Annotated in this window: 17 protein-coding genes; 10 read left to right on the top strand and 7 right to left on the bottom strand. The window is 73.3% G+C overall.

The annotated features are described in order from the left end of the window. Positions 1 to 153, bottom strand: a 153-nt coding sequence (locus tag ACZ7OH_RS41890; protein ID WP_470285979.1) for a class II fructose-bisphosphate aldolase, incomplete at its 3' end; no start/stop codon positions are given. A 235-nt stretch (positions 154 to 388) separates the two neighbouring features. Between ACZ7OH_RS41890 and eno the strand changes: the two genes are divergently transcribed. After that, complete coding sequence (eno, locus tag ACZ7OH_RS41885) at positions 389 to 1,672, top strand: phosphopyruvate hydratase (protein ID WP_470285974.1); 1,284 nt, start codon at positions 389 to 391, stop codon at positions 1,670 to 1,672. A gap of 38 nt (positions 1,673 to 1,710) precedes the next feature. On the opposite strand, the gene ACZ7OH_RS41880 is transcribed toward eno, so the two are convergent. Continuing rightward, a complete protein-coding gene (locus ACZ7OH_RS41880; protein ID WP_470285973.1) occupies positions 1,711 to 2,316 on the bottom strand; it encodes a MerR family transcriptional regulator in 606 nt (201 codons plus the stop codon). 220 nt (positions 2,317 to 2,536) lie between these two features. On the opposite strand from ACZ7OH_RS41880, the gene ACZ7OH_RS41875 reads away from it, so the two are divergent. After that, positions 2,537 to 3,697: a cytochrome P450 gene (locus tag ACZ7OH_RS41875; RefSeq protein ID WP_470285972.1), complete on the top strand. Its 1,161-nt coding sequence runs from the start codon at positions 2,537 to 2,539 to the stop codon at positions 3,695 to 3,697. 1 nt (position 3,698) lies between these two features. Here ACZ7OH_RS41875 and ACZ7OH_RS41870 read toward each other — a convergent pair whose 3' ends face one another. Further along, positions 3,699 to 4,460, bottom strand: a complete 762-nt coding sequence (locus ACZ7OH_RS41870; RefSeq protein ID WP_470285971.1) for a DeoR/GlpR family DNA-binding transcription regulator — start codon at positions 4,458 to 4,460, stop codon at positions 3,699 to 3,701. Between the two features lie 131 nt (positions 4,461 to 4,591). Continuing rightward, a complete protein-coding gene (locus tag ACZ7OH_RS41865) occupies positions 4,592 to 5,380 on the bottom strand; it encodes a thioesterase II family protein (protein WP_470285970.1) in 789 nt (262 codons plus the stop codon). Positions 5,381 to 5,575: 195 nt separating this feature from the next. Between ACZ7OH_RS41865 and ACZ7OH_RS41860 the strand changes: the two genes are divergently transcribed. The 7 genes from ACZ7OH_RS41860 (at position 5,576) to ACZ7OH_RS41830 (ending at position 12,350) form a co-directional block, all read left to right on the top strand. After that, positions 5,576 to 5,842, top strand: a complete 267-nt coding sequence (locus tag ACZ7OH_RS41860) for a hypothetical protein (protein ID WP_470285969.1) — start codon at positions 5,576 to 5,578, stop codon at positions 5,840 to 5,842. A gap of 12 nt (positions 5,843 to 5,854) precedes the next feature. Beyond that, the gene (locus ACZ7OH_RS41855; RefSeq protein ID WP_470285968.1) at positions 5,855 to 8,593 is read left to right on the top strand and encodes an AAA family ATPase; all 2,739 of its coding nucleotides are present in this window, start codon (positions 5,855 to 5,857) and stop codon (positions 8,591 to 8,593) included. Positions 8,594 to 8,627: 34 nt separating this feature from the next. Beyond that, the gene (locus ACZ7OH_RS41850; RefSeq protein WP_470285967.1) at positions 8,628 to 8,918 is read left to right on the top strand and encodes a hypothetical protein; all 291 of its coding nucleotides are present in this window, start codon (positions 8,628 to 8,630) and stop codon (positions 8,916 to 8,918) included. 87 nt (positions 8,919 to 9,005) lie between these two features. Continuing rightward, a complete protein-coding gene (locus ACZ7OH_RS41845; protein ID WP_470285966.1) occupies positions 9,006 to 9,863 on the top strand; it encodes a 3-hydroxyacyl-CoA dehydrogenase family protein in 858 nt (285 codons plus the stop codon). Further along, on the top strand, positions 9,864 to 10,139 hold the full coding sequence (locus ACZ7OH_RS41840; protein ID WP_125310472.1) for an acyl carrier protein: 276 nt from the start codon (positions 9,864 to 9,866) through the stop codon (positions 10,137 to 10,139). It abuts the gene before it with no gap. Further along, positions 10,132 to 11,253, top strand: coding sequence for an acyl-CoA dehydrogenase family protein (locus tag ACZ7OH_RS41835; RefSeq protein ID WP_470285965.1), 1,122 nt, complete (start codon positions 10,132 to 10,134; stop codon positions 11,251 to 11,253). Before ACZ7OH_RS41840 ends, ACZ7OH_RS41835 begins: the two co-directional genes overlap by 8 nt. A 26-nt stretch (positions 11,254 to 11,279) precedes the next feature. Then, positions 11,280 to 12,350, top strand: coding sequence for an HAD-IIIC family phosphatase (locus ACZ7OH_RS41830; RefSeq protein WP_470285978.1), 1,071 nt, complete (start codon positions 11,280 to 11,282; stop codon positions 12,348 to 12,350). Between the two features lie 120 nt (positions 12,351 to 12,470). On the opposite strand, the gene ACZ7OH_RS41825 is transcribed toward ACZ7OH_RS41830, so the two are convergent. From ACZ7OH_RS41825 to ACZ7OH_RS41815, 3 genes are all read right to left on the bottom strand, one after another. Continuing rightward, positions 12,471 to 13,136: an O-methyltransferase gene (locus ACZ7OH_RS41825; RefSeq protein WP_470285964.1), complete on the bottom strand. Its 666-nt coding sequence runs from the start codon at positions 13,134 to 13,136 to the stop codon at positions 12,471 to 12,473. An 89-nt stretch (positions 13,137 to 13,225) separates the two neighbouring features. Then, a complete protein-coding gene (locus tag ACZ7OH_RS41820; RefSeq protein ID WP_470285977.1) occupies positions 13,226 to 14,215 on the bottom strand; it encodes an IS481 family transposase in 990 nt (329 codons plus the stop codon). Positions 14,216 to 14,334: 119 nt separating this feature from the next. After that, positions 14,335 to 15,351 carry a DUF742 domain-containing protein gene (locus tag ACZ7OH_RS41815; RefSeq protein ID WP_470285963.1) on the bottom strand — a complete coding sequence of 339 codons (1,017 nt, stop codon included), beginning with the start codon at positions 15,349 to 15,351 and terminating at the stop codon, positions 14,335 to 14,337. A 375-nt stretch (positions 15,352 to 15,726) separates the two neighbouring features. On the opposite strand from ACZ7OH_RS41815, the gene ACZ7OH_RS41810 reads away from it, so the two are divergent. Next, positions 15,727 to 18,498: an AAA family ATPase gene (locus ACZ7OH_RS41810; RefSeq protein WP_470285962.1), complete on the top strand. Its 2,772-nt coding sequence runs from the start codon at positions 15,727 to 15,729 to the stop codon at positions 18,496 to 18,498. Positions 18,499 to 18,502 lie beyond the last annotated feature (4 nt).

Here is an 18,502-nt window from a genome sequence, read left to right as displayed (position 1 = left end):
CTGGATGATTCCGTCGCTCTCCGCCTCGGCGAACCCGCGGATGGCGGCGTTCACGGTCTCGGACGAGGTCACGTTGATGGCCGGGTAGGCGAACTCGTCCGCCTTGGCCCGGTCGAGCATCTCCGCGTAGACCTCGGGGGTCGCGATGGGCATGGTGGGGCTCCACTTCGGACTCGGGGGTGGTTTCCGGCGCACGCTAGCCGATTCGGCGCGCTCCACGGCGTCCTCACGGCCCGATGCTGGTGTTTTCCAGGGTGGTGGCTCGGTAGAACGGGAGGACACCGGTCCGGCCGGGGTCAGGTGACGACGTCGTCCCGCCCGCGCCGTGTTCGTCCCGCCGGCCTTCCCTGAACCCGAAGCACGGCGGGGCCGTGCGCTGAGGAGCGAAATGACTGCCATCGTCCAAGTGACCGGCCGGGAGATCCTGGACAGCCGCGGCAACCCGACGGTCGAAGTCGACGTGGTGCTGGCCGACGGCTCCCTGGGCCGGGCGGCGGTGCCGTCGGGCGCGTCGACGGGCACGCGGGAGGCCGTCGAGCTGCGTGACGGCGACCCGAACCGGTTCCTGGGCAAGGGGGTCCGGAAGGCGGTCGACGCGGTGAACGGCGAGCTGGCCGTCGCCGTCGAGGGGCTGGACTCCCAGTCGCAAGCCACTGTGGACAGCGCGATGATCGAGCTGGACGGCACGCCGAACAAGGCACGCCTCGGTGCCAACGCGATCCTCGGGGTGTCGCTGGCGGTGGCGAAGGCGGCCGCGCAGTCGCACGTGCTGCCGCTGTACCGGCACCTGTGCGGGGAGGACGCGCACCTGCTGCCGACGCCGATGATGAACATCGTCAACGGCGGCGCGCACGCCGACAACGGCATCGACTTCCAGGAGTTCATGATCGCGCCGGTCGGCGCGTCGAGCTTCGCGGAGGCGGTCCGGACCGGCGCGGAGGTGTTCCACACGCTGCGGGGGATCCTGCGCGACGCCGGGCACAACACGAACGTGGGCGACGAGGGCGGCTTCGCCCCGCAGCTGGGCACGGCCGACGAGGCGCTGGGCTTCGTGGTCCGCGCGATCGAGAAGGCCGGGTACGTGCCGGGGGAGGACGTGGCGCTGATGCTGGACCTGGCCGCGTCGGAGTTCTACGAAGACGGCGTGTACCACTACCGCGGCGAAGGGGTGAAGCGGTCCGCGTCGGAGCACGCCGCGTACCTGCGTGACCTGGTGGCCCGGTACCCGATCGCGTCCATCGAGGACGCGATGGCGGAGGACGACACGGCCGGCTGGCAGCTGGTGACGCGGGCCCTGGGCGAGGAGATCCAGCTCGTCGGCGACGACGTGTTCTGCACCAATGTGGGCTTGCTTTCGCAGGGCATCGAGCAGGGTGTGGCGAACGCGATCCTCGTGAAGGTCAACCAGATCGGCACGCTCACCGAGACGCTCGACGCGGTCGAGGTCGCCGCGCGGGCCGGGTACGGGGTCGTGCTTTCGCACCGGTCCGGCGAAACCGAGGACACCACCATCGCGGACCTGTCGGTCGCGGTGGAGTGCGGGCAGATCAAGACGGGCTCGCTGTCGCGGGCGGACCGCACGGCGAAGTACAACCAGCTGCTGCGGATCGAGGAAGATCTCGGAACGGCGGCGGAGTACGCGGGCCGCAGCCCGTTGCGGCGCAAGTCCTGACGTCGCGGGCGTAGCGGACCGGCACCCGTGCCGGTCCGCTACGCCTGGGCCGGAGCGGCGAGCGCGTTGACGAGGGCGACGTGCCGGAGCCCGGCGAAGAGCGGCTCGCCGAGCAGGGCCGTGACGAGCGCGGTCTCCCCGGGGTGCCGGACCGGGCCGGCGTCACCGATCACGGCCGCGTCGACCGCCGCGACCGCGCGGGCGAGTTCGGCGTACTCGGCGAGCCGTCCGGAAACCGCGTCCTGGCCGAGGCCGTGACAGACGGTCAGGATGGTGACCAGGCCGGCGACCGCCGGGTCGGTGTGGTCGGCGCCTTCGCCGAGCAGTTCGGCGACCAGGCCGAGGGCCCAGTTGCGCGCGGGTCCGCCGACGGGCCGGACGGCGGCTTTCCCGTCCTGCGCGACACCGAGCACGAACGGGGCGGCGCGACCCGCGTCGAGCGCCGACAGCACCTCGGCCACCGCGGCCAGGGACAGCCCGCCGATCTCGCGCAGCGCGCGGACGAGCCGCAGCCGCTTGACGTGATCGGGCGAGTAGTGTGCCTGGTTGGGCCCGACCCGCCGGCCCGCGGGCAGCAGGCCCTCGCGCAGGTAGAACTTGACAGTCGCGACCGGAACACCCGATTCCGCGCTGAGTTCGGCCATCCGCATGTCGTCCGGCTCCCCTTCTCGACCCCGCTCGCGCGGGGGAGGGCCAGTCAACCCCGGGCCGGCCGCGGCCACCCAGCACCGGGCCGGAAGTCTCGGGGAATCCGCACACTTCACCCGGCTCGCCGCGGCCGCACCGCGGCCCGGCCCACGGGTTTTCGTAGACTTCCGGCCGCGAGGCGGGACAGCGGAGGTGCGTCCCGGTAGAACACGGGGCATGGTGAGTACGGAACCCGGCGTCGTCGACTTCCCGCGGCGGGCGCCCGGCCAGGTCACTCCGCCCGATGGCTACGCGGACCTGCGGGCCCGGCCCGGGCTCTGCCGGACCGTGCTGCCCGGCGGCACTCCCGTCTGGCTGGTCGCGCGGCACGAAGACGTGCGGGCCGCGCTGACCGACCCCCGGCTCAGCTCCGACCCCGCGAAGCCCGGTTTCCCCGCCACCGGCGGGGCGCCCGAGGCGCTGCCCGGCTGGTTCGTCGCCATGGACGCGCCCGAGCACACCCGGTACCGGAAGCTGCTCATCCCCGAGTTCACCGTGCGGAAGGTGCGCGAGCTGCGGCCGGGCATCCAGCGCGTCGTCGACGAGCGGATCGACGCCATGCTCGCCGCCGGGAACTCCGCCGACCTGGTCTCCGCCTTCTGCCTCGTGCTGCCGTCGCTGGTCATCTGCCAGCTGCTCGGCGTGCCCTACGAGGACCACGAGCACTTCGAGTCGCGCACGCGCGTCCTGGTCAGCCTCGCTTCGACCGCCCGGCAACGGGAAGCGGCGCTCGGCGAGATCAACACCTACCTGACCGAACTGATCGCGGCGAAGCGCGCGCAGCCCGCCGACGACCTCATCAGCCGGCTCATCGCGGGCGGCGCGCTGGCCGACGACGAGCTGCTCGGCGTGGCCATGCTGCTGCTCGTCGCCGGGCACGAGACCACCGCGAACATGCTGTCCCTCGGCGTGGTCACGCTGCTGAACAATCCACAGTGGATCGGGCACGAGGGCGTCGTCGAAGAGCTGCTGCGCTTCTACTCCATCTCCGACGTCGTCAGTCTCCGCGTCGCCACCGAAGACCTCGAGATCTCGGGCCAGCTCATCCGCCGCGGCGAAGGTGTCGCGCCGCTGGGACTGGCCGCCGGCCACGACGGCACCGTGTTCGACGACCCGGGGGAGTTCTGCCCGGCCCGCTCGGCGCGCCACCACGTCGCGTTCGGGTACGGGATCCACCAGTGCATCGGGCAGAACCTGGCCCGGTTGGAGATGGAGGTCGCGCTGGGCACGCTGTTCGACCGGGTGCCCCGGCTGCGGCTGGCGCTGGCCGCCGACGAGCTCGAGTTCAAGCACGACGGCGTCCTCTTCGGACTGTACGAGCTGCCGGTGCGCTGGTAGCTCAGGCGGTCCGGACGTGCACGCCTTCACGCTCGATGTCGGCGGCCACCGTCGAATCGATGCCGCCGTCGGTGATGAAGGTGTCCACTTCGGATAGTTCGGCGAACCGGGCGAAGTGGTCGTTCCCGACCTTGGTGTGGTCGGCCAGCAGCACGACGCGCCGGGCGCCGGAGATGGCCGCGCGCTTGACCATCGCCTCGGCCGGGTCGGGGGTGGTGAGGCCGCGTTCGACGGACAACCCGTTGGTGGCCATGAAAGCCACTTCGACGTACGTCTCGCTCAGCGAGTGCAGGGCCCACGAGTCGACCGAGGCCAGCGTGCGCGCGCGCAGTCTGCCGCCGACCAGCATCACCGTGAGGTGCGGGCGTTTGGACAGCGTGAGCGCGATGTCGATGGAGTTCGTGACCACGGTGAGGTTGCAGTCGACCGGCAGCGCTTCGGCCAGGTGCGCGGTGGTCGTGCCCGCGTCGAGCAGGATCGCGCCCTCCGCGGGGAGTTCGGCGAGCGCGGCCCGGCCGATCCGCTTCTTCTCCACCGTCATCACGCTTTCCCGCGTGTTCAGTGCGGGTTCGAAGCCGAGGCGTTCGATGGGGATCGCCCCGCCGTGCACGCGGCGGAGCGATCCGTAGCGTTCGAGGGTGGTGAGGTCGCGGCGGATCGTCTCCGTCGTCACCGCGAACTCGCCGGCAAGCTCGGCCACGTCGACCCGGCCGTGGGAGCGGGCACGCTCGAGGATCAGCTGCTGACGCTCTTCCGCGTACACCCGCGACCCCCGCCATGTCGGACTGTGTGGTTGCCGATGTTACTTTATGTTGAATCACGTCCGGAATGCAATGCCGCGGCGCCCGCCGACCGCCGCGCCGCGCCGGGCCGTCTTTCCCGCTGCGCCGCGGCTCATCCCGCGGTGCCGGAACCCACGGCGGGCGTCGCGAGCGCGCGCAGCTCGCGTTCGATTTCGGCGTTCACCGCGCTCTGGTGGCGGGCGAGGAAGAAGTGCCCGCCGGGGAAGACCTCCACGCGGACACCGCCCTCGGCGTGCTCGCCCCAGTTCCGCGCCTCTTCGGTGGTGACCTTGGGGTCGCGGTCGCCGATCAGCACGGTGACCGGGCAGCGGACGCGACGGCCGGCCGGGCAGGCGTAGGTTTCGATCGCGCGGTAGTCGGCCCGGATGGCCGGCAGCGCCATCCGCAGGATTTCGTCGCCGCCGATGACCGTCCCGTCCAGCCGGTTGAGCTCGCGGACCTCGTCGAGCACGCCGTCGTCGTCGCGCTCGTGGATCCGCTCGTCGCGGACGGTCGACGGGCCGCGCCGACCGGACGCGATGACCACGCCGGGCGCGCGCACGCCGCGCTGTTCGAGCCGCCAGGCGGTTTCGAAGGCGAGGATCGCGCCCAGGCTGTGGCCGAAGAACACGGTCGGCTTGTCGGACAGCGCGGCCAGCTCGTCCGCGACGAGGTCCGCCAGGCCGGCGATCGACTCGACGTTCGGCTCCCGGCGGCGGTCCTGCCGGCCCGGGTACTGCAGCGAAACGACGTCGACGCCCGGCGCGAACCTGGCCGAGACCGGGTGGAAGTAGCTGGCCGAGCCGCCGGCGTGGGGAAAGCAGACCAGCCGGGTCTCCGCGCCCGGCGCGGGGTGGTAACGGCGGATCCACGACGTCGTGGCGTTGTCCGCGATGTTCACGAGAGCGTATCCCTTCGGCGTGGTGTCGGGCTCACCAGTGAATCCCTTCCGGGACCACGGATTCCCTAGTGTTGCCGCGCGAAAGGTGCGGCAGCCGGACGATGTCCGGGGTTTTCCGGGTGATCCACGACCTAACCTCGGTGCGGCACGAGGTCCGGTCGTGTCCCGGGAACCGGGCCGCCGAGAGGAGTCCCGATGACTGCCGACGCGCTCACCGCAGCCCGGCGCAAGGCGACCGAGCTACGCCGCGCCATCCAGTCCCTGCACCGGATCCACGGTGACACCCCGCTCATGCGGCGGCTGATGAGCGACCTCGGCTGGATCGAGAGCGGCCTCGGTGAACTGCCCGCGGTCGCCGCGGCCGGGACGCCCAGCCGCGTCCTCGTGCCGGACACGCCGTACGCGGCGGAGATGTGGCACGGCGCCGACGACGAGGGACTGGGCGGACGCCGCCTTCCGTGAAAGTGGGGTGACATGGCGGAGGTGATCGGTGCCGCCGGCCGCGTGGTGGGCCGCCGGCGCGAGCTGGCGGACCTGGATTCGGCGTTCGCCAACGCGCGCGCGGGCTCGGCGACCCTGGTCCGGGTGCGGGGGGCGACCGGCACCGGCAAGACGGCGTTGCTGACGGAGTTCGCGCGGTCGGCCGGGAACCGCGCGATCGTGCTGTCGGGGACGTGCCGCCGCCCGGGCGGCGGCACCGCGGTCGAAGGGCTGCTCCCGGACGCCGCGGGCCACGACCGGACACCGGTGCCGCTGCTTTCGCGGCGGCTGGGCCGCCGCCTGGCCGACCTGACCGCGCGGGGCCCCGTCGTCATCCTGCTCGACGACTTCCACCACTGTGACGAGGCCTCCTTGCGGGTGCTGGCCCACCAGGCGCACCGGGGCGCGGAACAGCGCCTGCTCGTGGTGGTCGCGCAGCGGCCGACCGACCGGCTGCCGTGGCCCCCGATGACGCTGCCGCCCGGCGACGTCGCGACCCTCGATCTCACGCCCTTCGACGAGGCCGGCGTCGACGAGGTGGTCGCCGCCTGGTGGCCCGTCCGGCCCCGGCCCGGCTTCGCCGCCGGGCTGGCCGAGCTGACCGGCGGCAACCCGGCGCTGCTCGGCGAGGTGTGCGCCGCCCTGTCCCGGGAAGGCCTGGTGCCGGATGACCGGGCACTGGCCCGCGCCCGTGTGCTCGCGCCCGGCTCCCGGGCCCGGCTGGTCGAACGGGTGCTCGCCGGCCGGCCCTGGCACGTGCGGAGCGTGGCCGAGGCCGTGGCGGTGTTCGGCGAGCCCGACGTCGAGCTCGCCGGCCTGCTCGGCGGGGTGCCCGAACCGCTGGCCGCGGACGCGATCGGCGTCCTGACCGCGGAACACCTGCTGCGCGCGGACGGCCGGGAGCTCGCGTCACCCGCGATCCGCGAGGCGGTGCTGGCCGGCGTCCCCGAACGCCGGCTGGACCCGCTGCGGCTGACCGCGGCGCGGCTGCTCAACGACCACGGCCGCGCCCCCGAAGACGTCGCCGAGCACCTCGTCGGCCGCCGTCAGCTGCCGGAACGCTGGATGCGGGACGTTCTCGCCGAAGCCGCCCGCGCCGCCGAGCGCGCCGGACGGCCGCACGACGCCGCCCGGTTCCTCGGCGTGCTCGTCGCGGACCGGCCGCAGGACATGCCAGTGCGGATCGAGTTCGCCCGGCTCGTCGGCGTCCGGGACCCGCTGGCGGCGTACGCGACGCTCGCCGGGATGTCCGGGCTGGCCGAAGACACGTGCAGTCGCGCCCGGATCTCGCTGCAGCTGGCCATCGCCGCGCTGTCGGCTCGCGAGGCGGCCGAAGCGACCACGCTGCTGACCGGCGCGCTCGCGCAGCTCGACGCCGACCCGGGCGGGGACGCCGACCGGAGCCTGCGCACGGAGCTGGAGGCGGCGCTGGCCGCGGTGGCGTTCGAGCAGGCCGGTTCCCTGGCGCTCGTCGGCCCGCGGCTGCCCGCCATGTCCGCGCTGACCGGGCAGACCCCGGCCGAGGTGACCGCGCTGGCGCTGGCCGCGACGGCGCACATGATCCGAGGCACCGACCGCGGCCTCGCCGTGTCCTGTGCGCGGCGGGCCCTGGAGCGGCCGGAGCCGTCGGTGCGCTGGGCCGGCTCGCTGGCCGCGTATGTGTTGTTCGCCGCCGACGAGGTCGACGAGGCGCTGCACGCACTGGGCGGCCTTTCGCCGGGCCCGGTGCGCGGTGACACCGGCTGGTCGGAAGTCGTGGCGCTGACCGCGCACTCGTGGCTTTCGTGCGGCGTCGGGGACCTGTCCCGCGCGTTGTCGGACGCGTCGGCGGCCGTGCGCGCCGCCGAGCAGGACGACCGCGCCGAGCTCGCGACCTCGCCACTCGTGGCCCAGGCGGTGGTGCTGCTGCACCAGGGTGACACCGGCGCCGCGGCCGCCGCGCTGGCCAGGGCCGACCGGTACGGCTGCGACGCGTCCGTGCTCCGCTTCCCGTCCCACCTGCTCGCCCGGGCCCGGCTCGCCGAGGCGCGCGGCGACCTCGAAACCGCACTGGTCCACGCGCGACGGTGCGGCGACGAGCTGGCCGGGGAGGGTGCGGCCAACCCGCTGTTCGTCCCGTGGTGGCTCGACGGCGCCCGCGTGCTCGTCCGGCTCGGCCGGCGGGCCGAAGCGGCCGAGCTCGTCGCGCACGGGGAAAGCCTGGCGCGCCGGTGGGGAACCCCGTCCGCCCGGGGCCTGGCACTACTGGGCCGCGGGCTCGTGGCCGAAGGCGGCTCGGCGGTCGACGGGCTCACCGCGGCGGCCGACGTCCTCGCCGGGACGGCCGCGTCCTGGCACCTCGCCGAGGCCGAAACCGCGCTGGGACAGGCCCTCCTGCGCACCGGGGACCACCAGAGCGCACGCAGGCGGTTCCGCGCCGCCGTGGATCTCTCGGTGCGGTCCGGGTTCTGGGGCCGGGCCGAGGAGGCGCGTGCGGGCGTGACCGCGGCCGGTGGCCGCACCTACCCGGTGACGGGCAACGTGACCGACGCGCTGACGCTGGGGGAGCGGCGCGTCGGCGATCTGGCCGCGACCGGAGCCACGAACCGGACCATCGCCGACTCGCTGCAGCTGGCCGTGCGGACCGTCGAGATCCACCTGACGAGCGTCTATCGCAAGCTGGGGGTCGGCGGCCGCACCCAGCTGCAGGAGCGGTTTCCCGACGGCCTGCACACCCCGGAACCGGCCCTGTGACCGGGAACCGCCGCGTCGACCCCGGGGGAGCGCCATGCGTCCGGTACCCGGGCTAGCGGTGATCGTCGACGACACCGGCGTGCTCGAAATGGTGCTGCCCAGCGGCGAGCACCGCGTGCTCGCGAGCGGTCTCGGCGCGGCGATGTGGATCGCGCTGGCCCAGCACGACTGGGAGCCCGGAGCCGCGGCCCTCGCGCTCGCGCGCACCTGCGACGTCGAACCGGCGGAGCTGGCCGGTTCGCTGCGCACGTGGATGGGTGACCTGGCCGCGCTGGGCGTGCTGCGGGCCGACCCGGGGCCCGGCGCGCCGGACGAAAAACATTAGTAATGCGGGCGGTTCGTTGACCGGTGCGGCCGCGGTGACCGACGCTCCCTTGGCACAAGGGAGAAAACCGGATACTCGGGAGGCGCGGTGGGCGAGCGGGCGCAGGATCGGCCGGCCGTGATCGGAGGCGGGGTGATGGGCTCCGCCATCACGGCGATGGCGCTGGGACACGGGGTTCCGGTCACCCTGGTCGAAGTGGACGGCGAGGCGGTGGAAACCGCGAAGCGGCGCGTGGCCCAGCAGCTGCGGCACGGCCGCCTGATGGGCGCGTTCCCCGACGTCGCCGAAGCGGAGCTCACCGCGACGGCCGAGCTGAGCGCGGCGAAGGACGCGACGGCGGTCGTCGAAGCGATCATCGAAGACGACAAGGTCAAGGCCCAGGTGCTCGGCGAGCTGTCGGCGCTGGTCGCGCCGGGGACGCCGCTGATCACCAACACCTCCGGCATCCCGGTCGACGAGCTGGCCGAAGCGGTCACGCGTCCCGCGGACCTGCTGGCCACGCACTTCATGAACCCGGCCTACCTCATCCAGAACGTCGAGGTGGTCCGCGGTCCGCGGACCGGGCAGTCCACTTTGGACGCCGTGCTGGGGCTGCTGGAACGGCTGCGGCGCCGCCCGATCGTCGTGCGGGACTCGCCCGGGTTCGTCACGAGCCGGCTGCTGCACCCGATGATCAACGACGCGGCGCGGGTGGTCGAAGAGGGCACCGCTTCGGTGGAAGCCGTCGACGAGCTCATGCAGGGCTGCCTCGGCCACCCGACCGGCCCGCTGCGCACCGCTGACCTGATCGGCCTCGACAACCTCGCGGACGCGCTGCGGGCGCTCGCCGAACGCACCGGCGACCCACGCCACGCACCCTGCGCGCTGCTGCAGTCCAAAGTGGCCGACGGCCACCTCGGCCGGAAGACCGGACGGGGCTTTTACGAGTACGGGAAGGTGTTCTGAGTGAACGACGTCTCCACCACCGCAACCCCGGCGCGCACGCCGGAGGCCGTGACGCGGGAGATCCGGGAGTTCCTGGCCGGGCGCGTCAAGCAGGACGTCCCGGTCGACCAGGACCTCTTCCGCACCGGCTTGGTCTCGTCGATGTTCGCCATGGAGCTGGTCGTGTTCCTCGAGCAGACCTACGGCATCGCGATCGTCGGCCCGGACCTGAAGCTGGACAACTTTCGCACCGTCGAGGGCATGACCTCGCTCGTGGGACGTCTGCTCGATGAGTGACAACCCCCTCGAAGCGGCCGCCGCCGAGCTGACCGCGCGGGTCGGCGATCGGGCGGCGGCCTGGGACGTCGACGGCCTGCTGCCCGAGGACCTGCTGCGCGCGCTGAGCGCCCGGGGACTGCTGTGCGCCGAGGTGCCCGCCGAGTTCGGCGGCCTCGGCGCGAGCAGCCTCCACAGTGGATGGTTCACCGCGCACGCCGGCTCGCTGTGCAGCTCCCTGCGCAGCGTCATGACGTCGCAGGGCATGGCGGCCTGGACCATCCAGCGCTTCGGCGACCGCGCCCAGCGCGCCCACTACCTCGGCCGGCTCACCTCCGGTGACCTGGCCGCGGTGGCGTTCAGCGAACCCGCGGCGGGCAGCGACCTGTCGTCGGTGGCCACCACCGTCCGCGCCGACGGCGACGACGTCGTGGTCAACGGCGAGAAGGTGTGGATCACCGCCGCGGCCTACGCGGACCTGATCGTGGTCGTCGGCGAGCTCGACGGCCTCGGCACGGCGGTCGTGGTGCCGACGAACGCCGAAGGCGTCACGGTCGAGCGCGTCCCGTACCCGAGCGGGTGCCGCGCCGCCGGCCACTCGACCGTCCGGCTCCGGGACGTCCGGCTGCCGCGCTCGGTGGTCCTCGGCGGCGGTGGGGTCGAGCTGTCCATGCTGATCACGACCGCCCTGGCCTACGGGCGGATCTCGGTCGCCTGGGGCTGCGTCGGCATCCTGCGAGCTTGCCTGGCCGCCGCCGGCGCGCACGCGGCGAACCGCCGCCAGGGCGGGCTGCCGCTGGCCGACCGCCAGCTCGTCGCCCGGCACCTGGCCGACCTGTACGCCGACGAGCAGGCCGCGACACGCGTGTGCGAGCACGCGAGCCGGGCCTGGGACGAGCGCTCGCCCGAGATGGTGGTCGCGACCGTGCTGGCCAAGTACGTCAGCTCGACCGCGGCGGCCCGCGGCTCGGGCGCGGCGGTGCAGGTGCTGGCGTCGGCGGCCGCCCAGGACGGCCACGTGGTCGCCCGGGCGCACCGCGACGCGAAGCTGATGGAACTCATCGAAGGCAGCAACGAGATCTGCCAGCTCATCCTGGCGGGGCACACCCGTGTCCTCGTGAATTCCGGCGACTGAGGAGAACTCCGGTGGCAAGCACGACCATGGTCAAGTGCCTGGTGTGGGACCTCGACGGAACCCTGTGGAACGGCACGCTGCTCGAAGACGGCGCGGTCGAGGTCCCCGACGAGATCCGGCAGCTGGTGAAAACCCTCGACGAGCGCGGCATCCTGCAGTCGGTCGCGAGCAAGAACGACCACGAGCACGCCTGGGCGCGGCTGGAGGAACTCGGCCTCGCGGAGTACTTCGTGCTGCCGCAGATCGGCTGGCACGCGAAGTCGCAGTCGGTCAAGGCGATCGCCGACGAGCTGAAGTACGCCCTCGAGACGATCGCGTTCGTCGACGACCGCGAGAGCGAGCTGGCCGAGGTCACCTACCACCACCCGCAGGTGCGCACCTACCGCGCGGAGGACGTGCTGGAGCTGGCGGGACGGCCGGAGTTCAGCCCGGAAACGGTCACCGTCGACTCGCGGCGGCGGCGCCAGATGTACCAGGCTTCCTTCCGCCGCCAGGAGGCCCAGGCCGGGTTCGCCGGCCCGGACGAGGACTTCCTGCGCTCGCTGGATTTGCGGATGACCATCCTGCCGGCGACCGACACCGAGCTGTCGCGGGTGGAAGAGCTGACCCGGCGCACGAGCCAGATGAACGCCACCGGCATCCACTATTCCGACGCGAAGCTGCGCGGTTTGCTCGACGACCCGTCGCACCGGGTGCTGGTGGTCAGCATGCGCGACCGGTTCGGGCCGCACGGCGCGGTCGGGGTGATCCTGCTCGAGACGTTCGAGGAGTTCTGGCACCTCAAGCTGCTGGCGACGTCGTGCCGGGTCGTGTCGTTCGGCGCGGGCTCGATCATCCTGCGCTGGCTGGCCAACCAGGCCGCGAACGCGGACGCGCACCTGGTCGCGGACTTCCGCCCGACCGACCGCAACCGGATGATGGAGATCGCCTACCGCTTCGCCGGGTTCGCCGACGACGCGTGCGCGTGCACGGCCGTCCTGCCCGACGGCGAGGTCCCCGGCCTGCAGCGGCTGCACCTGGAGCCGGTGCCGCAGGAAGAGCCGACGACGGTCACCCTGGTGGCACCCGACCTCACCGAACCCGCCGGAGTGCGCTGAGCACGACCGAGAAGAGGCCCGCCCCGGTGAACCGGGGCGGGCCTCTTTCGTCGTCCCACCGGGTTTCCCGGGCACGGAAGAAGGCCGCCACGGTCGGGACGTGGCGGCCTTCGGTCCGGCTCAGCCCACCTTGCGGATGAGCGTGATGCCGTCGGCCATCGGCAGCAAGGAGATCTCCACGCGCGGGTCGTCGCGCACGAAGCGGTTGAACTCGCGGATGGCGACCGTGTCGGGGTCCTGGGCCTCGGGGTCGCTGACGCGGCCGAAGAACAGCGTGTTGTCCACGACGATGAGGCCGTCGGGAGCCAGCAGCCCGAGGGCGGCTTCGTAGTAGGTCGCGTACCCGGTCTTGTCGGCGTCGATGAACACGAGGTCCACGGTGCCCGGCCGGTACTCGTGGAAGAGCGCGTCGAGCACCGCGGTCGCGGGCGCGATCCGCAGGTCGATCCGGTCCTCGACGCCGGCGCGCCGCCAGTAGGGCCTGCCGAACGCCGGCCAGCGGTCGGTCACGTCGCAGGTGATCAGCAGCCCGCTGTCGGGCAGCGCGCGGGCCATGCAGAGGGAGCTGTAACCGGTGAAGGTGCCGACCTCCACCACCAGGCGCGCCCGGGTGAGCTTGACCAGCATCGCGAGCAGCCGGCCTTCTTCCGCGGACACCTGCATCGCCGCCCCCATGGGCAGCGCCGCCGTCTCGTCGCGCAGTTCGCGCAGGATCTCGTCCTCGGCTTGCGAGTGCTCGCTGACGTAGCTCATCACGTCGGAGGACGCCAAAAGTTGGGTCGCCATGGCGGAAGCGTAGGTTCGCCGCTACCTGGAAGTGTCTAGTGTCACGCGGCCGTTCGCACCGGCTCGCGGGGCTGCGGAGCCGTCGGCGCCTAGATGTAGTGCCCGGTGAGGTTGGGGACGCGGGTGGCGGGTGGTTTGCCGCCGAGTGCGGTGTGGCCGCGGTGATGATTGTAGGTGTGCAACCACCCCGGATAAGCCTCGCGGCGCTCCCCTTCTGAGCGGTAAGGGCGTGCATAGGCCCACTCCTCGAGGAGGGTGCGATTGAACCGCTCGACCTTCCCGTTGGTCTGCGGCCGGTAAGGACGCGTGCGTTTGTGGACGATGCCCGCCTCGCGCAGCGTGTCGCGCCAGAGATAGGACTTGTAGCAGGACCCGTTGTCGGTCAGCACCCGCGCGACGGTGATCCCGGCAGCGGCGAAGAACGCGTGGGCTCGTGACCAGAACGCGACCGCGGTTTCCTTGGTTTCATCAGGCAGGATTTCGCTGTAGGCCAGCCGGGAGTGATCATCCACCGCGTTGTGCAGATAGCTGGACCCGATCTTGGGTTTGCCGTAGCGGTAGCGAGTTGCGGTGGTGGCTTTCCTGTTCTGCAGACCGGTGGCACGGTCGGTGACCCGATGCCCTCCACCGTCGGGGATGTTGCCCAGCTTCTTGATGTCGACATGCACCAGGTCACCGGGGGCGTCGTGCTCGTAACGGCGGACCGGCCGGGCGGTGGCCCGGTCGAGATGAGTCAGCCGGGAACATCGGTACCGGGCCAGGACCCGGTGCACCGTGGACGGGTTCAGCCCGAGCAGATACGCGATGCGGGCCGGTCCCCACCGGCGGATTACCCGGACCTTGATGATCCGCCGCTCGAGTCGGGTGGGTGTCTGGTGTGGGCAGGTCCAGGGCCGTGAGGAGCGGTCGGTCATACCGGCGACGCCGTCGGCGCGGTAGCGATCGGCCCAGCGTTTCGCGGTGGTGACCGCGACCTGGAACCGCTCTGCGGCACGGCGCAGCGGCCATCGGTCCTCGACGACGCACCGGGCCAGTCGGAGCCTGCCGGTTTCAGACAAGGGGGCATTACGGTGGGACACGAGGGCCTCCTGGTAGCCGGTGCAGATGTCGCAATCCACACCGAACCCGGAGGCCCTCCCTCACACCAAGATCATCCGATCACGTGTCGCCACGATCGCAACCACCCCGGGCAGTACACCTAGAGACGCAGCAAACCCTGGTGGACGCGGTGCAGCAGCGCCAGCGGTGGCCGCCCGGCGACGCCGAGTTCAGCCGCCTCCGCGACCAGGAGGCCGGTGTTGATGCCGTGCTGGACCAGGGCGCGGGTCGCGTCGAGCGAGCGCATCAGGTAGGCCGAGACCTCGGCGATCGAGGTCGGGATCTGGCAGATCCGGCAGACGGCGGCCAGGTCGAGGTCGAGCGGGCCGGCGGCGCGGTGGCGACCGGTGGAGGTGACGATGACCTCCGGCGGCAGGACGTTGCGCTCCCGCTGCGGCGGCCAGACCGTGTCGCGGGTGTACGGGGTGTCCTCCGTGCCCGGCTGTGCTCGCTCGAGTGGTTTCCGGGGCGGTTCGCCGGGGGTGCGGCTGTTCCCGGCCGCGACGGGGCGCGGGAGACCGGTCACCGGAGTGCGTGGGGCGCGGCCGGCGCGGTCCGGTTCGCCCCGCCGCGGGTCGCCGGTCCCGTCGCCCTCGCGGGGAGGCCGGCCGTTCACGGCTTCGCGTCGGCGACCGTTCCGCGGGCGCGCGGACGGCGCGGTCTCGTGGGGTGTCCAGCGGCCACGCTCGGCGAGTGTGCTCTCGTCGGCGGCCGTGCCGCGGCCGTGCGCGGTGCGAGCGGCGGCTGCGGTCTCGTCGCCGGTACGGGTGGCGGCGTCGTTGTCGCGGGTCCGGCGGCGACGCTCGGTGCCCGTGCTCTCGTCGCCGGCGGTGCCGCGCCCGCTTGCGGAAGCCGCGGTGTCGCGAGGCCCGCGTGCACGGGCGGGAGCGGCTCCCGGCGTCCGACGACCCCGGCCCCGCCCCGGAGCCGGGGTCTCGGCGCGCACCTCACGCTCGGGACCGGAGGTCTCCGGCTCCTCCTCGGGAGGCTTGCCCGGGTCGGACTTGGGTTTGGGTGTGAACCCATGCTCGGCCCACACCCCGTAGTCACCCCAGCCGCCGAAGGCAAGCTGGGGCGTCTCGATCTTCGCGGCACGCCGATTTGAAGAGGTTTTCATGTTCGGGGCCTCGAAACCTGTCGAACGGGGCTGGTGAGCCACCCTCGCCGACACCCCGGGCCACATGTCAAGCAAGCTTGCCCGAATGTAGGGTTTTCTGGCTCTTCGTGGGTAGTGGACTGACGGGTGGGGTCAAGTACCAACGAAACGAAGGGGCTGGACTTGTGAAACCAACATTGGGCGTCTTAGTCTGAGGGTCACGTCACCCGTTGGTGAATCAGAAACGAGTGACAGACGGAAGCCGCGGCGGTGCGGAGGGTGATGGTGGTGCCCGGATCAGGAACAGTCCGATCGGCGTTGCCGATCGCTCCTGTCCAGCCCGCCGGCCCTGCCGAACGAGTAGCCGGCCGGCCCGTCGCCGCGCGGGTGCTGACCGTGCCGTGGCTGGGGGAGGGGGACGACCGCTCACGCCGCCGGGCCGACCGCACCCTCGTCGAACGCGAGGACGAAATCGCCCTGCTGCGCAGCGGGATCCGCGGGCTGCTCACCGGCCGGTCCGGCTGCGTGACCGTCGCCGGTCCGCGCGGCGCGGGCCGCTCCGCGCTGCTCGGGGCCGCCGTCAGGGAGGCCAGGGGCGCGGGGGTGGTCACCGCCTTCGCGTCCTGCTCGCCCGGCGAGTCGGCCGTGCACCGCGGGGTCATCAACCGGCTGTTCGCCGACATCGCCGACGCCGACTGCCGCCTCGACGGCGGCTCCCGCTCCTGCGGCCGGGCATCGGCCGAACGTTCGATCCCTACGTTGTGCGGCGACTTCGTGGGCGTCGCGAGCCGCGGGCCGCTGCTGATCGCCGTCGACGACATCCAGTGGGCCGATCCCGGCTCGAAGGCCTGGCTCGAGGCGATGGAGCACCGGCTGCAGCAGGCGCCGATGCTGCTCGTCCGCTCCGAGCTCGCCGGCGGCGAGCGCCCGGTCGTCCCCGGTGGCGACACCGCGGTCGTCCGGCTGCTCACCGAAGACGGCCTGCGCGAGCTGGTCGCCGCCCGATTCCCCGGGTGCCGGCCCGATCCGCGGTTCACCGCCGGACTGCACGAAGCCACCGGCGGCCGCCCCTCGCTGGTGGTGCCGGTGCTCGAACGGCTCGTCGCGGCCGGTCGCGAGCCGGTGGCCCGGCACCTGCCCGCCGTCACCACCCACCTGACCGAGGTCCGCGCCGCCGGGCTGGCCGTGTCGATCGCGGCGCTGTCCGCCGACGCGCTGAAGCTGGTGCGCGCCATCGCGGTCGGTCGCGGGCTGCTCGACTTCGACCTCGTGGCCACGCTGTGCGGCCCGCTCACCGGCCGCGTCGGCGACGCGCTGCGCGAGCTCGTCGGGTTCGGCCTGGTGGCCGAAGACGCGCCGACGGGCATTGCCGACGACGCCACCGCGGACGCCGTGCTCGGCACCCTCAGCGTCACCGAGCGTGGCGAGCTCGCGACCCGGTGCGCCGAGCTCGCCTACCGCGCCGCGGTCCCGGACGAGCAGCTGGCCGAACTGCTCGCCGGCGTGCGGCCGATCGGCGCCGCCTGGGCGGTCGCGACCCTGCGCCGGACCGCGGAACAGCGTCAGGCCCTCGGCGACGACGCGGGCGCGGCGCGGCTGCTCGGCCGCGCGCTCCGGGAACCGGTCAGCCCGGCCGAACGCCGGAAGCTCATGCTGGGCCTCGCCTTGGCCGAAGTGGCCGAAGAGCCGGAGCTGAGCGATCAGCGGCTGCAGCGCGTGCTGCTCGACACCGGCCCCGAGGTTTCCGGCGCGGTGCTGCTCGAAGCGGCCGACCACCTGCTCGCGCGCGGGGACAGCCGCACCGCACACCGCGTGATCGCCGCGACCTGCCGTCGGCGCAGCGCGTTCGCCACCGGGACGTCGGCGCTGGCCGCGCTCGGCCGGCTCGCGCAGGACGACTGCCCGGCGGGCCCGGTCGCCCCGGTGCCCGGCTTCGAGGTCCCGCCGGCGCCGGACGCCGACCCGGTGCACGCGGTGTCGGCCGCGGTCGAGCTCACCCGGGACGGGCGCCGGCCCGGCCGCGCGCGGGAGCTGGCCCGGATCGCGCTCGGGCCGCGGGCGAACTTGCCCTACACCCTGCGCCTGCGGGCGGCCTGGGTGCTGCTGTGCACCGACGACCTTTCGGAGGCCGTGCTCGGCCTCACCGACATCCACCAGGACGCGGTCCACGCCGGTGCGCGTGCGGCCGCGGCGAACGCTCTCCTGCTGCGAGCGCGCTGCGAACTGCGCCGCGGCAACCGCGCGCAGGCCGAGGCCGACCTGGCCACCGCGCTGAGACGGCTGCCGGAACCGGCGTGGCACCCGCGGGCGCTGCCGGGTTTGTGGGCGGTGCGCGCGGAGGCGGCGCTGGCCGCGGCCCGGCTCGACGAAGCGCGGCACTGGGCCGGCGCCGCCATCCCCTTCGGCGCCGAAGACGGCGGGGCCGCCGGATACCTGTTGCTGCAAAAGGGTTTCGTGTCCTTGACGACGGGTGACCCGCAGGCGGCGCTCGAGGCGTTCCTCGCCGCCGGGCGCGGGACGGCGGGCCGGCGCGCGGGCAATCCCGTCGACCTCCCGTGGCGCACCGGCGCGGCGCTCGCGCTCGCCCGGACCGGCGGCGACGCCGCCGAGCAGGCCCGGGAAACGTTGGCCCGCGCCGAAACCTGGGGTGTGCCGGGCGCGCGCGGCGCCACGAGCCTGTACCTGGCCGACGTCTTCACCGGCGCGGAGCGCCGCGAGCACCTCGAGCGGGCCGTCCTCCTGCTGGAGGGCACCGCCCGGCGGGTGGACTTCCTGACCGCCGTCACCGAGCTGGCCGCCGCGCGGCTCGACGACGGTGACCCGGCCGAGGCCGCCGCGCTGCTCGGCCGCGTGGCGACCCTGCGGCCGCAACTGCTGCCCGCCGGCCTCGCGGACAAGATCCGCGAGGTCTCCGGGCGGCTGGCCCGCGGCGGCGCCGGCTCCGGGACCCGGCTGGTCCCGGGCGATCCTGCCGGCGCACTGTCCGAACAGGAGGCCCGGATCGCGGCGCTCGCCGCCGCGGGCCGGACCAACCCCGAGATCGCCCGGACGCTGCAGCTGAGCAGCCGGCTGGTCGAACTGCGCCTGACCCGGATCTACCGGAAACTGACCGTGACCGGCCGGGGGCAGCTCGCCGAGCTGATGAGCCCCGGGCCCGCAGTGAGTTGATGAC

Source organism: Amycolatopsis sp. NPDC114478 (genome assembly GCF_055633805.1).
Note: the sequence above shows the minus strand (reverse complement) of the source record. Positions and strands in the feature narration are given on the sequence as shown.